General features: G+C 36.2%; 16 protein-coding genes and 1 pseudogene. 4 read left to right on the forward strand and 13 right to left on the reverse strand.

The genetic code is table 11. The features are described 5' to 3' along the window. Positions 1–60 precede the first annotated feature (60 nt). The 4 genes from JFL43_RS15520 to JFL43_RS15535 form a co-directional block, all read right to left on the reverse strand. On the reverse strand, positions 61–1089 hold the full coding sequence (locus tag JFL43_RS15520) for an LLM class flavin-dependent oxidoreductase (protein WP_200749735.1): 1029 nt from the start codon (positions 1087–1089) through the stop codon (positions 61–63). 12 nt (positions 1090–1101) lie between these two features. Beyond that, positions 1102–1938: a VOC family protein gene (locus JFL43_RS15525; protein WP_200749736.1), complete on the reverse strand. Its 837-nt coding sequence runs from the start codon at positions 1936–1938 to the stop codon at positions 1102–1104. A gap of 17 nt (positions 1939–1955) precedes the next feature. After that, a complete protein-coding gene (locus JFL43_RS15530; RefSeq protein WP_100795733.1) occupies positions 1956–2348 on the reverse strand; it encodes a DoxX family protein in 393 nt (130 codons plus the stop codon). Between the two features lie 188 nt (positions 2349–2536). Further along, positions 2537–2890 (reverse strand): helix-turn-helix domain-containing protein, encoded by a 354-nt coding sequence (locus JFL43_RS15535; protein ID WP_200749737.1) that lies wholly within the window; start codon positions 2888–2890, stop codon positions 2537–2539. A gap of 87 nt (positions 2891–2977) precedes the next feature. On the opposite strand from JFL43_RS15535, the gene JFL43_RS15540 reads away from it, so the two are divergent. Further along, on the forward strand, positions 2978–3316 hold the full coding sequence (locus JFL43_RS15540) for a hypothetical protein (RefSeq protein WP_200749738.1): 339 nt from the start codon (positions 2978–2980) through the stop codon (positions 3314–3316). Between the two features lie 102 nt (positions 3317–3418). On the opposite strand, the gene JFL43_RS15545 is transcribed toward JFL43_RS15540, so the two are convergent. Further along, positions 3419–3988, reverse strand: a complete 570-nt coding sequence (locus tag JFL43_RS15545; protein WP_200749739.1) for a manganese efflux pump — start codon at positions 3986–3988, stop codon at positions 3419–3421. A gap of 136 nt (positions 3989–4124) precedes the next feature. On the opposite strand from JFL43_RS15545, the gene JFL43_RS15550 reads away from it, so the two are divergent. Beyond that, complete coding sequence (locus JFL43_RS15550; RefSeq protein ID WP_200749740.1) at positions 4125–4880, forward strand: DUF817 domain-containing protein; 756 nt, start codon at positions 4125–4127, stop codon at positions 4878–4880. A gap of 176 nt (positions 4881–5056) precedes the next feature. Here the strand turns inward: JFL43_RS15550 and JFL43_RS15555 are convergent, their stop codons facing one another. The 7 genes and pseudogenes from JFL43_RS15555 to JFL43_RS15585 form a co-directional block, all read right to left on the reverse strand. Beyond that, positions 5057–6457 (reverse strand): plasmid pRiA4b ORF-3 family protein, encoded by a 1401-nt coding sequence (locus tag JFL43_RS15555; RefSeq protein WP_200749741.1) that lies wholly within the window; start codon positions 6455–6457, stop codon positions 5057–5059. 156 nt (positions 6458–6613) lie between these two features. Further along, positions 6614–6969: pseudogene (locus tag JFL43_RS15560) on the reverse strand (transposase); the annotation flags it as partial. 227 nt (positions 6970–7196) lie between these two features. Next, the gene (locus JFL43_RS15565) at positions 7197–8006 is read right to left on the reverse strand and encodes a CYTH domain-containing protein (protein ID WP_234447820.1); all 810 of its coding nucleotides are present in this window, start codon (positions 8004–8006) and stop codon (positions 7197–7199) included. Next, the gene (locus JFL43_RS15570; protein WP_200749742.1) at positions 8003–9109 is read right to left on the reverse strand and encodes an MBL fold metallo-hydrolase; all 1107 of its coding nucleotides are present in this window, start codon (positions 9107–9109) and stop codon (positions 8003–8005) included. Before JFL43_RS15570 ends, JFL43_RS15565 begins: the two co-directional genes overlap by 4 nt. Then, the gene (locus JFL43_RS15575; protein WP_200749743.1) at positions 9102–10763 is read right to left on the reverse strand and encodes an ABC transporter permease; all 1662 of its coding nucleotides are present in this window, start codon (positions 10761–10763) and stop codon (positions 9102–9104) included. The genes JFL43_RS15570 and JFL43_RS15575 overlap by 8 nt, the downstream gene beginning before the upstream one ends. Positions 10764–10824: 61 nt before the next feature. Then, positions 10825–11853: an ABC transporter substrate-binding protein gene (locus tag JFL43_RS15580; protein ID WP_200749744.1), complete on the reverse strand. Its 1029-nt coding sequence runs from the start codon at positions 11851–11853 to the stop codon at positions 10825–10827. Then, the gene (locus JFL43_RS15585) at positions 11850–12815 is read right to left on the reverse strand and encodes an ABC transporter ATP-binding protein (protein ID WP_200749745.1); all 966 of its coding nucleotides are present in this window, start codon (positions 12813–12815) and stop codon (positions 11850–11852) included. The genes JFL43_RS15580 and JFL43_RS15585 overlap by 4 nt, the downstream gene beginning before the upstream one ends. A 137-nt stretch (positions 12816–12952) precedes the next feature. On the opposite strand from JFL43_RS15585, the gene JFL43_RS15590 reads away from it, so the two are divergent. Continuing rightward, positions 12953–13855 carry a LysR family transcriptional regulator gene (locus JFL43_RS15590; protein WP_200749746.1) on the forward strand — a complete coding sequence of 301 codons (903 nt, stop codon included), beginning with the start codon at positions 12953–12955 and terminating at the stop codon, positions 13853–13855. A 278-nt stretch (positions 13856–14133) separates the two neighbouring features. Continuing rightward, on the forward strand, positions 14134–14850 hold the full coding sequence (locus tag JFL43_RS15595; RefSeq protein WP_100795725.1) for a 3-ketoacyl-ACP reductase: 717 nt from the start codon (positions 14134–14136) through the stop codon (positions 14848–14850). Between the two features lie 214 nt (positions 14851–15064). Here JFL43_RS15595 and JFL43_RS15600 read toward each other — a convergent pair whose 3' ends face one another. Then, a complete protein-coding gene (locus JFL43_RS15600) occupies positions 15065–15229 on the reverse strand; it encodes a hypothetical protein (RefSeq protein ID WP_198517869.1) in 165 nt (54 codons plus the stop codon). Positions 15230–15475 lie beyond the last annotated feature (246 nt).

Consider the following 15475-nt stretch of genomic DNA (forward strand, 5'->3'; position numbering starts at 1 on the left):
AACACGCCAAAATGGCTGTCTTATCAATCGGATTTCCGACGATGAGACAGCCATTTTCAATTATATATACTTATTCACTTGAGGCATAATTTTGGTCGCAAGTAATTCAATGGATCTTGCCACCTCCTTAAACGGAATAGCGCCAATATCTAGTTGTGTTAAGAAACGTGTATGTCCTAGTAGATCATGTTGCATTAATATTTTCTCGACTATTTCATCCGGGCTACCGACAAATAACGCACTTTCTAGTGTTGTCATTTGTTCGAACCCTTCACGATCTAAGCTAAAATGCATGTTATGCTGTTTATTAACATATGCCCAATAGTTTTTATAGTAAGGATAGAAGGCATCACGTGCTTGCTGACCATCCTCTGCAAAATAGCCATGACCTGCAATTGCTACTTTATACTGCTCTTTTGGATGACCCGCTGCGACAAAAGCACGTCGATAATTTTCTACTAACGCTATATGATCTATCAGATTACCGCCAAGGAAAACAACTGTCATACCTACTCCGAAGCGCCCTGCTCTCGTTGCACTTGCAGGTGTACTACCTACACCAATCCATGTTGGGATGGAATTGATTGCACGTGGTGAAATCTCTGCATTGAGTAACGCTGGACGGTGATTACCTTGCCATGTGACACGTTCCTCTTTATCTAACTTCAAAAATAATTCTAAATGTTCTTCAAATAATTCATTATATTGGTCAAGATCATAACCAAACAGTGGGAATGATTCTACAAAGGCTCCGCGCCCCGCCATAATTTCTGCACGTCCATATGATAATAAATCCAAAGTAGCAAAATCTTCATATAAACGGACTGGATCTACAGTACCCAGAATTGTTGTTGCGCTCGTTAAGCGAATATCTTTTGTCTGCTGAGAAATAGCACTTAACACAACTGGTACAGATGAAACTGCATAATCGAGACGATGATGCTCTCCTACACCAAATATATGAAGACCAGCCTCATCAGCAAGCTTCGCCGCCTTTATAATGTCTTGCAAACGATCCTTTGCACTGTCCATTTTGCCAGTATTCGGGTTCAAGCCTAAATCAGCTAGTGTATACACACCAAATTCCATTATGTGGCCCCCTTATCGTGACATTATTATATGGTTGCCGGACGGATCTGTTACTTTAAATCCCACTGTTATTTCTTCGAACGCTATACTAGCTTGTTGTAAACGTTCTACAATTTGCTCATCACGATCATCTAATTGCACAGTAAAGCTCTCTAGACCAACGCTATTCGCAGCAGGCACAGGTGCTCCAACACCATTCCAAGTATTTAATCCGATATGGTGATGATATTTCCCTGTAGAAATAAATAATGCTTGTCGCCCGTAACGGCAAACAACTTCATAACCAAGCGCCGTGTAAAATGCTTCCGCTTGTTGTAAATCAGCTACGTGTAAATGGATATGCCCCATCAATGTACCTTCAGGGAGACCTGTCCAATTATTTGTTTCAAAGCTCATCAATGACTCGAAATTCAAAGGTTCAGTCGTCATATACACTTGCTCTTCTTGCCATGACCATTTTTCAGAGTCACGGTCAATATAAATTTCGATTCCATTATTGTCCGGATCTTGTAAATATAATGCTTCGCTCACATCATGATCCGAAGCACCAAAGTATGCACCAACTTCTTGAAAATGCTTCACAATTGCTGCTAAATCTGAACGCTCAGGTAACAGTAACGCGAAATGGTATAAGCCTGTTGTTTTTACTTCTTCTACGGCAACATTTTCAAGTTGTATTAATGATAATATACTCGACTTCCCGTCCGTTGTTAAAATCACTTCATTCTCATTTTGCTTTAAAACTTGGAATCCAATAACGCTTGTGTAATAGGCTACTGAACGCTGTAAATCTGCTACTTTAATTTGAACATGCTTAATATATAAATTAGGTTTCTCATGATATTTCATTTGAATACCTCATCTCATTATATTTTAGATTTCAATAAAGCATCTACAGAAAGTGGTGTTGGTGTTGCAAAAACAAAGTACACTGACATTGCAAGTAAAGCTAATTCAAATTCATAGCCAGCCATACCATCAGCTCCTAACAAGCCTAAAGACCATTTTGCTGTCACGATGGCACCTAACATAATGATTGCAAATAATGCCCCGATAATTCGGCTACCTAAGCCTAATATCATGGCTACTCCCCCAACGAGCTCAATAATTGCAACGAAATATGCTGCAAAGCCTGGAATACTTAAGCTATCAAAGTATCCCACTATATTTGAAATACCTCCTTGGAATTTCATATAACCATGGATGGCAAATATCCCTCCTAAAATCACTCGTAAAAAAATTTGTCCAATCTGATGCATAATTCAAAACCTCCATATTTCTTTTTGCTTACTTTTTGTAACTTAGTATATTTTAATTATTTAGTTATGTCAAGTAAGTTTATAAACATTAATAATAGCTGTCCCAAAATCCAACTTTTAGGACAGCCATTTTCTATTTGTTTTCACTGGAGTAATCGACTCTATTCATTTCCCACCGCTTGTCATCTTCAAAGCTGCTTCAATTCTAGAATCATATTTGTGATTTTGGACTTTTTTTGTTGTAGTTCTTCTTCAGCTTTCACAACAGCTTCCAGCTCTTTATCCAAGCTATCTAAAAAACCTTGAATTAGTTTTTCTGAACCACATCCATCTGTTCGTTTCAAATTGAATATGGCTTGAACATCTTTTAATGAAAACCCTACTGATTGCATTTCTTTAATCGCATGAAAATCACCGACATCTTTTGGTGAATAATACCTTACATCATTTTTCCAACTAGGTCTCAACAAATCTAATTCCTCATAATGACGAACTGCATCCTTTGTAGTGTTCACCTGCTTTACAAATTCACTAATTTTCACTTGCAACAGCTCCTTAAAAAATATTTGGTTGACGTGGGGTTAACCCCACACTCTATCCTTCAGTTATACAAGAAAGGATGGATGCAAATGATTAGCAGTCTATTAATACTAGTATATTCAATGGTAAGTATTGTTGGCGTGGTTTCGCTTGTTATAGGAAAATGTAAAATAAGCGTCGCGTTAAATTGGTTTGGAAAAATGTCGCTTACTCTTTTTACATTGAGTTACCTCTTCTTTTTAGCATTGGGCATTGCAAAATTATTCATGTCCTTGTCCATCAATTGGTTAGTTGCTGCAAGCTGCCTTATCGTAGGATCAAGAATACTTAATGGATTAGCTCTTTATGGGAAGAATAATTGGCGTCATTATGTTGTAACTGGAACTCTTTTATTTTCAATCATGATACTCCATTTAATGGATATTTAAAATCGATTTTCATTGAAATAATACAGTTTTATTAAAATACCGAGTAATTTTTTATAACAAAGAGTGCACTAAATCTAAACGGATTTAGTACACCCTTTTTAGTTAATTAAACATCTCAAATACACCAATACCAATAAGCATCAATCCTGAAAAAGCTGTAGCATATTTGCTAATAAACGACCTTTGCAGTAAACAGCCAAAATGGCTACCTGCTCCAATCATGACGACTGAAAAAAAGCCAATAGAAATAACTGTCCACATAGCTGAAATACCATTGGCACCAATTCCTATACCACCTGCAAGGCAGTTTGCAGATAAGGCAAAACCAAGTGGTACCGCTTCTTTTACAGAGATGATACGATTTCTATCCCTATCCATCATTTCGGGATTTTCCAAAGGTTTCTTACGGGAAAATATGTTGGATAATAGGGTCCATAAACCAATCCCACATAATAAAAAGCTCCCTACAAGGCTCGCGTTATGTGGAGAAATATATTTGATCACCTCAGCACCCGCAATCACCGCTACATAAGTAATAATCATCGACACAATAGCAATGGTGATGTTTGATAAAATGGGGATATTCGTTTGTTTCATACCGTAAGCTAGGCCAACCCCTAAATTGTCTATATTAGCTGCAATACCTATCAAAATAATGGTGATCCAATGCATAAAATCCTCCTTACAACTATACACTCGCTCTTTAAAACATATGCATAGGCAGCTGTCACTGACACACCTTTCATTAGCGCTCTGTTAAAATATGCAACAAACCCCATTCCTTTTCGTCCAAATAGCAGGTGATTCTATGAGAAATTTACTGCAATTCACATATTTACAGGCAATATCATGCGTTTTTCCTGTCATTATTTTTGCGACACTTGCCCTGTCAAATTTGATGACAATTCCGTATTTACCACGCTATGATTTTATACTAATCATTTGTCTAGCAGCACAAGTTTTTATGCTCCTGTCAAAATTAGAAACATGGGATGAATTCAAAGTAATTTGCCTGTTCCACATTATTGGGCTCGGACTGGAGTTATTCAAAGTACATATGGGTTCATGGTCATACCCTGAGGAGGCGTACAGCAAAGTCTTCGATGTTCCTCTCTATAGCGGCTTTATGTACGCTAGTGTCGCTAGTTATATTTGCCAAAGTTGGCGGCGATTAGATTTACATATTTATAATTGGCCACAGCCATTTTTTGCTTATAGTATTAGCCTGTTCATTTATATGAATTTTTTTACGCATCATTATATATATGACTTGCGCTGGTTTTTAAAGGCACTGTTATTTGTAACTTTTTTTCGCACGGTTGTAACATATAAACTGAATGAAAAGATATATAAAATGCCAATGATTTTATCGTTTTTCCTAATCGGCTTCTTCATATGGGTTGCTGAGAACATCGTGACATTATTTGGTGCATGGCAATACCCGAATCAAGAAACGTCCTGGTCTCTCGTCCCAATAGGTAAAATAAGCTCATGGTTCCTGCTAGTAATTATTAGTATTATTATTGTGGCGCAGTTGAAGCGAATAAAAAGTAAGATAAAATGAATAATTTACTGAAACATTATTTAAAAATCGCAAAACAAAAGGTACTAATCAAGTTAGATGTTAACTTAATTAGTACCTTAAATTAAAAGTATCAATCCCCTTTTTTACAATATAAAAATCTATACTTCTTGCACGAACCTACTTTTTAGAAAATGCTATTATTTTTCAATCTAATTCTAGTTTTTTTCCCAACAACACTTCTTATATTTCTTTCCACTTTCGCAAGGACATGGATCATTACGCCCAACCTTGCCACCGTTAAGAACTTGTAACGGCGTGCTTGATAGCTGCATTAGATCTCCATTTACCATTTGTGCAAGCTCTTGCGGTGTATGGCCTCGATTTTCCCATAGACGAGTCGTATTCATGATTGAAATAATAACAGGAAGATATGTGTATAGTTGCTGCTGATCTTTAAATTCAAATCGTTCAGTAAAATTTCGAATGATAGAATTGTGATTGCCTTCAGAAACTTGAATAGTTGAAACAAGCTCTTCTATTTCTTCTCCTGCCATCAACGCATTGCCACCAAAGAAATCATTTTCTAGCATTTTCCTAAATTGTTCCTGCTGCGGAGTACGCTCAAAATAGAATTCATCACTGTACTTTAGCAATTCACCTTGTCCAGGCACATAAAACGGCTTCCCTACTGCTTCCTTCTGCAATGTTTCAAAGATATTAAATACTTCAACAGTTTCATGTGTGAAATTATGGAAGTGGGTATGCACATGCTCCTCTTTTAAATGTCTTTTAAACGCAGATGTATCCATAAGTGCTGACAGCTCGTTACCCGATAAATTTGCATCATTTTGCTTATTATAAATTTCTCGCAACTTTTGAAATGGGACGATGCCATATAAACGAGTACATGCGATAATATACTCGCTAACCAGTTTTTGATTTGGGATTGCCTCTAGGTCTATGATATCAGAACCTCGGTATTTATCTGACAGTATTGTATAACGCTCATGATGGATATGGTCCCATTCTGTTTTCTTATAGTTCATACCTTTTAAAGTATGATTTTCCCAGTCGATATCAAACGTTGTATAGTTTTGACTCTCCGCCCAAGTAATCGTATCCAAGTATTCAGGATGTGTGGGATCATGGTAAATTTCTAAAAATGTTTTATACCCGTATACACCACCGACATCTTCTGGCGGTGCATCACCCTCCCCTGCTAGCAAAGTCGGGAAGCCAAAGTAATAATCCTCCACGATTTCTTCTAGTTGAACTTGAATATGCCAGCCATCCCCAAAATCATATTCATATAAAAGCGTACTGTACTCTTCTAAATAGCTATCAATTTTAATACGTGTTGGCCTTTTTAGTGTCTTTCCGAGGTATTTGCTTTTCTTATACTCCTCATGCATCGCCACGTTATCTGTAACATAACTATCCTCAAGCTCTACACCGAAAGAATGAACTGCCATATCTGTCCAGTAACTTTGAAAATTCGTCACATGTTGAATCATTTCGTGCAGTCGGTTAAACGTTGCACCTGCTGGCATGATTACGCGTCTCCACACAGCTGGTTCAATATCTTCAAATGTTAGTTTTACAATATATGCTTTCATACGTCACCTACATCTTTTTTCATTAATGGTACGGTATTTTAAAAAATACTTCGAGTAATTTTATTGAATTTCTTTATACTGAATTAAATGCATTAAATAAAATAAATTAAGTTGTTATTAGAGAAATTGCAGTATGCGACAACGACTATTTGTTTGCTACGGTACAGCTTTTACCTCAATTTTTCGAAGCCAGATGTAGGCTGTTTTCCATAAAGAAGCCCTTAAATATCGGCTAATTTGCAGGGTTTTTCGTTTGCTCTTGGTTTCAATTTGCGCTAGAACACTCAAACAAAATACAATGAGGGCAATGGACACTTGATTGTAAATCGCATTTTCACTTTGACCGTAGCACTTTTTAATGTTGAGATGTTTCTTGATTCATTTGAAAAACACCTCAATGGCCCAGCGTGATTTCTACATGTCTGAAATTTCATCGGGTGCATAAATCAAAACGATTTGTGATTAAGTGGAGTGCATTTCCTTTTATCGACGACTTTTAGTAAATGAAGGAACATATTAGGATTTTGTTTGAATCGTATGGACATGTAGTCATGCTGTTAAGCATTTATACTTTTAATTATGATTAATTAACAAACAGCAATAAGAATTAATACATGTTTATCAAAACTAAAAAGATATAGATCTCTTTTTAAAAAAAAGAGTCTATATCCTTTTTGAGTTCTCCAATTTAAATTCATCTAAATAATTTATTCAATTAACTCAAATGATATCGAATCAGTTACTTTTCCATAACAAAAGCAGTTTTCCCCCGCTGATCATCACTAAGATATCCCTCAGCTTCTAATTTGTCATGCCATAATTTTTCAATGGCAGCAGCTTTTGAAGCATCGCCTTCTTTAGCAGATAATTCAATCATGACATCACCTTGATAATTCCAAACTTCAATATCTGCCTCATAACCGGCATAATTCCCCTTGTACGTTATAGCTTTTGCTGGTCCATAAACTTCAGCCTGATCTAACGTGTTATTATACCAATCTTCAGAGTTCCAATTTTGAATTTTATTCGGTACATTTTCTAGAATTAGTTTCTTTGCAGCGTTCGTATCAACAGCATCGAAAGAAACTTTTGATGTTTCCTTTAGTGATTCTTTCCGACTAATAGCGAAAGTGTGATTTCCATCCTTAATATCCATTTCAAATTTGTAGTTAGATTCATTTCCAGTAAAACCATGATCTTTTGTTATCGTAAGTGCTTCATCAAGTGGCGTATTTGAAAATCTCTTTTTATACGTAATATCTATCTTATTGCTACCTTTATATACACGTAAACGGTGGTTATAATCCGCTCCTAAAAAATCTTTATTTGCCGTATCGTAGTAGTAAATTTTCACATCATCTTTTTTAGTAGCTGAAAAAACACTTAATATCTTAGGTTCTAAAAAAATGTCCGATTTAATATTATATTTAATTTCATTCCCTGGATTAATTGCTGCTTTCACCTGTGAGGCTCCAACTCCAGTAATACATAAAAGAACAAGACCAACCATACAAAGTTGTAATGCTATACTCTTTACGCTTTTCATCATATTATGCCCTCCTCATTTTCTACTAATTTTGAATAAGTAGTTTCCATATTAGTTAACTGACTATGAAAAAAGATAGTCTCAGTAGCGTTCATTTTTTTTGAGAACTCCATAATATCAAGATAATCAAGATGTGTTTTGTAAAAAAACAGTTTCGATTGGTCTCCATTTTCCACTAGTTTCTTTAAAAATCCGCTATTTTTCAAGTAGCCTGTGAAAATCACAATGGCGGTTGGATGTTCTTGGAGCAGCTCATCTATTCTCCATTCATTTACTTCTGGAACAAAATAGATTGCATTGTCACTTTCTGCTTTCTCTCTAAAACAATCCTTTTTAAATAGTTTTAGGATTGCTTCATACTTCGTTGGCAAAAGGTTGTCAGGTGAGTCGTAATACTCCTCAAAAAAGGAAAAATATACCTTATCAATATTCATTTCTCTTGCAGTATGACGAAAAAGATACGTTGCAATATCAGCAGTTTTCCCTGAAAATGAAGATGGAAAAATAATTGGGCGACTTGGATGTTCATTAATATAATTCTTAATTTGCTGCAACACGTCCAAATTCCTAATTTGCTTCTCAACATGTCCACTATCAATCAATGCTACATCATAAATCGTTCCATCTTCTATAGGTAAGGTAGCATTCAAAAGATAGGAGTCCATGACATAATCTCCTGAGAAAAATATCACCCCCTCTAAAAATTGAATCTTATACCAAACACTCCCTACTAAATGGCCACTATAACCCCATTGAAAATGAAGGTAATCGCTCACTCTCAGCCATTTTCCAAATGACTCTGGTTGAAATATTTTAGTATTCTTAAAAGATTGTTTTAGTTGTCTAGCTGTCATTTTACTCATGAAGATCTCACCTGTATAACCCAGTATTTCTAGCATTGGGAGTGCACCTGTATGATCAATGTGAGAATGTGAAATAAACACAGCATCAAGCTTTGCTACATGAGCTTTCGTTAATTTTGGAGTAATCTTTTCGGTATTGTTCATAATCCCACAATCGAGCAAGATGGCATGTCCCTCATTTTCGATATAAAAGCAGTTACGCCCATACTCGCCAACGCCTCCTAAAATTTCTACATTAAGCACCTACTCGTCCACCCCTTTTTTGCAACCAATCTAATAGGAACATGAATACCACAGTCATAGCTACTGTAATAACAGCAACAGCCATCCCTAAACCAACATTTCCCTGTTCAAACTGGCTGTAAATGAACGTTGCCCCGGTCTCAACTGAAGGGGGCAAAATGAGTAATCCCGCTACAAGTTCGCGCATCGAGATAATAAAAGTCATCATCATACCAGCAAGAATTCCCCGCATTAACAAAGGAATAAAGATACAACGATACACATCCCAACTGTTCCGTCCAAATATAGCAGCTGATTGAAAAATCGACTGATCTAGTTGAGATAACGAAGATTTTATATATTGAACCGAGTACGGTAAAAAAAGTACACAATAGGTTACAACAGCCATTGCCTTCGTGTTATAGATCGTTGCTGGTAGCCAAGGTGAATTCCAAAACATGATTAAACCCACTACAAAAACAATTCCTGGAATGATATTTGGCATAAGACTAAAGAAATCCAGTGCTTGTTGCTTTTTTGTCTCTCCTTTTTTTATATAAAGTGCAATAAATAAACCTATTACAGCAGTAACAATAGCTGTTATAAATGAAAATACAACACTATTCAGAAATGCTGATAATCCAGCACTACCACTAGTAAATACGGCCTGATACGATGCTAAGTCGAAGTTCCCTGCACTTAGACCATCTCCACGTACTTTTTGTAGTGATGTCACAATAATGGAGAAGTAAGGAACACCGATAGAAAGCAGGAGTACAATTCCTACATATAGCCATGAACCTAGTTTTATATACCACCCTTCTTTCACTTCACGACCAGCTTGTGTTTTGCCAGAAAGCACGCTATATGTATTTTTCCGCCCAATTAGATTTTGGAAATACCAAATGATTAAACAAACAGAAAGTAAGAATAAAGAAAGCGATGTGGCCATACTAATGTCCACAGGCCATCTTGATAAATACGAATGGATTTCTGTAGTAAAAACTTGAAAACCGATTCGACTACCAAACGTTGCAGGAGTACCGAATTCTGCCAAAGTTTTGATGAAGATCAGTAACACTCCTAGAACATAACTAGAAACAAGTAATGGCAAAACGATTTTAGCCCAATTTCTCCAGGGATTTCGTCCGAAGATCCGTGCAGCATCAAGAAAGGATCCATTTATTCTTAGTAATGTATTTCTCAACATTAAATAGAGAAAGGGAAATAGATGTAGGCTCATAACCATTACCATTCCAAATAAAGAGAAAAAGTAATCTGACATCCATGCTGCGCCCGGTATTAGTTGTTGCAAAAAGCCATTATTCTGCATAAATAAAATCCAACCCATTGAGCCAATATATGGCGGGGTCATAAAGGGAATCGTTAAGATAATGTCTAACCAGTCAAATTTAAATAAGCTAGTTTTCGTACGAATCAACGCCATTGGTAAAGCTATAATTGTTGTGCCCAAAATAACTAAAAGTCCTAGTAATAAAGAATTGCCTAACGTATGCCACATTCTATCATTTTCAAACATTCTACTAATCTTAGAAAAATCTAATTGCCCATCACTGACAAATGTATAATATAGAATGGCTAATAATGGTGCGATAGCAAACGTTACGACAATGGCTAGTAATAACCCAAAAGTTCGTCTGCCTTCCATAATCATCGTTGTTTCATTCCTTCCTTAGAAAGCAAAAGCTGAGAAACATATCCCAGCTCATTAATTGTTATTGAAAAATATCATTAAATTTCGTTAAAATATCTATTTGCTTTGTCTCTGCACCTTTCCAGTTAACGCTAAGTTGTGGAATTTCATCCAATGCTGCACGATCTTTTACTTGTATTTCTTTGTTTCCTGGAAGTAAATAAGCATTCGTCACTAGCTTTTGACCTTCATCTGAAAGTAAGAAATTAACGTAAGCTTGAGCACCCTTAACGTTTTTTGCATCCTTCATAATTCCAACTGCACGTGGACTTACAATCGTTCCGCTTTTCGGATAAACAATTTCTACAGGCTCACCATCTGCTTTTGCTTTATAAGCCATATAATCTACACCTGAGATTGTTGCATCTTTATCTCCAGTAATAACAGAATCTAGAGCTTCCTTATTCGCGCCATTTACTTGTAGTCCATTTGTTTTCCATGATTGGATAATGTCCCAACCAGATTTTTCTGCTTCCGTATAGCCATAAATGAAGTCAACAGCTGAACCAGACAGACTTGGATCTGGAATATTGATTTTATCTTTCCATTCAGATTTTGATAGATCTGACCATTCGATTGGTGCTACTTTTGCATTTTTCGTATTATAAGCAATTCCTAACGCTGAAGCACTGTAACCATAGTAGAAACCATCTGCATCCGACCAGTTGCTATTAATTTGATCTGCATTTTCAGCATCTTTAAAACTTTGAAGTTGATTGGATTCTTTCATTCCATCCATTGAAGCTACTGAAGCTAACACAACAACATCTGCCACAGGGTTATTTTTCTCTGCCTCTAGACGAGATAAGATTTTCCCTGTCGTCCCTTGAAACATTTCCACTTTCATTCCTGTTTTTTCCTCAAATGCTTGTTGAACATTTGCTGCCAAACCATCTGGACCTGAAGAATAGACAGTTAAGGTGTTAATTTCTTTAGGTTCTGCACTAGCTTCAACTTCTTTATTTGCTGAATTACCATTTCCACACCCCGCTAATGCTAATGTCAAAAGAGCTCCAACAGTTGCTATCATTTTCAAACCACGTTTCTTCAATGTAAACCCTCCAATTGATAAATTTGTTTTTCATCTACAAAAACTTCTAGTTGCTTGCCTTGTTCAAGTGGAACGTTTTCATAAAAGCTCCATTGTTTCCCTTCCACTTCTGCTTGGACTAAATAGCGATCTCCTATAAAGGTACTTTTTAAAATCATTGCTTGTTTTGCAATAGCACCTGATTGTGAATGTCTAGAAACACCTTCAGGTCGAACAATACGGCTACCTTTATTAAACCAATTTACTTTTCCTATAAAATCTGCCACATAAGGTGTCGCAGGCGAATGATAGATTTCTTGAGGTGAACCAACTTGTGCAATTCTTCCTGCTTCCATCACAATAATTTGATCTGACATCGTTATAGCCTCTGTTTGATCATGTGTGACAAAAATGGCTTGGCAATCTAGTTCATGGATAATATGCATAATTTCTTCTTGCATTTTTTCTCGAAGAACTGCATCTAGTGCTGATAAAGGTTCATCGAATAGTATTAATTTTGGATTTGTTGCAAGTGCCCTTGCAAGTGCTACACGCTGCTGTTGACCTCCTGATAATTCTCCAGGTTTACGTTTCTCGAATCCTTCCATTTTCACCAACCTCATGACATGCTCCACACGGGCCGGAATTTCCGACTTGGGCAACATTCCTTTTAGACCAAAGGCGATATTCTGATAAATAGTCATATGTGGCCAAAGAGCGAAATCTTGAAAGACCATTGCAATATTACGTTTATTAGGTTTCACATTTTTGCGAAGCTTGGACGAATAGATGACGGTCTCATCAAATTTAATTTCACCATTTGTTGGCTTCTCCAATCCAGCTAGTATTTTCAATAACGTTGTCTTACCACAGCCTGATTGACCTAAAATCGATACGAACTTACTATCTAGTTCCACATCAATGGGCCAGAGTGCTCGAGATTCTCCATACTTCTTTTCTATATTCGTAATTGAGATTTTCATAATATCCTCCTCGCCTATAACCACTATAAAGCCCAGATATTTAGGAAATATTAACCTAGTATTAACAATTCGTTAAAAGAAATCTAATATACTATAGCCAATGCAATACTTTATCTAATTTACTTTAGGAGGATAAAATGAATAATCTTAAATTACAGGCGTTTTGCTTACTCGTGAATTTAAAAAAGCTAGCTCCTGTCGCTAAGGAGTTAGGTATTACAGCGCCTACCGTATCCTTTCATATTCGCTCAATTGAAGAAGAATACGGCGTGCGATTATTCCGTACAAATGCAGGTGGCTATCGTTTAACTGAAGCAGGAGAAGGACTCTATCACTATGCAAGTCAAATCGTCCAGCTACAAAAAGACATGAACCGATTCTTTGAAAATCTAATAGCAGGTCATATTGGCTCGATCCGTCTAGGAGCAAGTGGACTACCCGCACATATTTTCATGCCCGACATTATCGATCAAGTTTCCACAGCCTATCCAGATATTCAAATTTCTCTAGAAGTAAAAACAGCTCCCGAAATCGAAAAGAAATTAGCACTCCAAGAGTTAGATTTCGGACTAATAATGGAAACAAAACAAGAAAATCCGGCACTTTTATATGAAACGATCGGTGAAGATTCTCTCGTTCTTGCATTAAGTCCCACCCACGATCTTGCAACAAAAAAGAAAATCTCAAAATCAGATGTCCTTGAAAACAAAATATTACTGCACACTTCATCAAGTTCAACCAATCATTTCATTGAAAAATGGTTAGATCCGTTTGCACCATCCTTCTACACAATTGAACTAGATTCCGTAAGTACCATCAAAAAGATGTTAACTTATGGTAAAACATTAGCGTTTCTATCTGTTACTCTCATGGAAGAAGAATTAGAATCTGGAACATTACTCAAGAAAGATTTGAACGATATCACCCTAACCCGAAAAATTCAACTCGTTTACCCTAAATCTCGTTTAGACAATAATGTGGATGCGTTCGTAAAAAAAGTGATTCACAGTCTAGCTAGTGAAAACAAAGCCATTAATTAATATTTTATGATAGCGCCTGGAACGGACACACAATCTTATAGGGAAAACATTCACCTATTATAAGAACACCATCTTCTATGTGTATAAGTTCATATTAAAATGAATAATTTATATAGCCCATAGATTCATTTCACTTACATTTTAGAAATCATCCTTTATTGTTAACCAACGAATCTCAAAGCAGATTAATATACTTTTTTATTTGTTCGGGGTACCCTATGTATGAATGCGAAATACCTAATTAATACAATGATAGAATTTGTTGAGGAGAGACTAACATGCAGAATATTAATGGCAAAACAGCACTTATTACAGGTGGAGGCCGTGGAATTGGTCGTGCTACAGCGATTGCTTTCGCAAAAGAAGGCATTAATGTTGGTTTAATTGGTCGCACACTTGAGAATTTAGAAAATGTAACGGCTGAATTAAAAGAATACGGAGTGAAAGTAGCCATTGCGACGGGCGATGTATCGAATATAGACGAAGCAAATGCAGCAGTTGAAAAAATCCGTGGGGAGCTTGGCGCTATCGACATCTTAGTGAACAGCGCAGGCATTTCTAAATTTGGTAAATTCCTTGAACTTGATCCAGAAGATTGGGCAAAAATCATTCAAGTGAACGTAATGGGTGTATACTACATTACGCGTGCCGTACTTCCAGAAATGATTAAACGTCAAACTGGCGATATCATCAATATTTCTTCAACAGCAGGTCAAAAAGGTGCGCCTATCACAAGTGCATACAGTGCTTCAAAAGCCGCTGTAATTGCATTAAGTGAATCACTAATGCTAGAAGTAAGAAAGCATAATATACGTGTTAGCACATTAACACCAAGCACAGTCGCTACTGATATGGCAGTCGAACTAAATTTAACTGATGGAAATCCAGAAAAAGTAATGCAACCAGAAGATATTGCAGACTTTATGATCGCTCAGCTTAAAATGCATCCACGAATTCTTCTTAAATCGGCTGGTCTATGGTCGACGAATCCATAAGTATTGATATGCTAAAAAAGAGACAAGCGCTTTAAGGTGCTTGTCTCTTTTTTATTTAGAATTTTTTAAATCCGATGGGGATGTAATCACTCTATTCATTAGTTAGTGTTCCCCTAACTTCTTCTTATTTTGACAAGTATACGAATGCAATAGTTTTACAAACGCTTTTAAAGATTAAAATCCCCTGCATTTCTCCAGGGGATTTTTGGTTTTATTAGGATGAATTTATTTTACTAGAGGAAGTATTAAAAGTTTTGGAAGTATCACTGAGGGCTGCTGCCGTATCATAGGCAATTAACGTAACGCCAAATTTCTCTTCTAATTCATTCAGTTCCTGCATTTGTTCCCGGTCAAGCTGTGCAAATTTGTTTTCTTCCATCTAATCACTCATCCTTTCTGTAAAATAGTGTGTCCACGGAGAAATGGATTATGCAATAAAACATTGCCAAATTAGGATGGTGAACGATTTTAATTTTCAACAATTCTTAAGCTTAAATATTAAATTTATGAACTCGCTTTTAACATAGAAAAAAGTCTTTGCCTAATTATTTAAGAATCGATGTTTAATATTATTTCTCCATAATAATATGATTATCTTATAAGGAATTACGAGAAGATGAATAGA

Origin of the sequence: Viridibacillus soli, assembly GCF_016612995.1 — a bacterium.
GTDB classification, from domain to species: domain Bacteria; phylum Bacillota; class Bacilli; order Bacillales_A; family Planococcaceae; genus Viridibacillus; species Viridibacillus soli.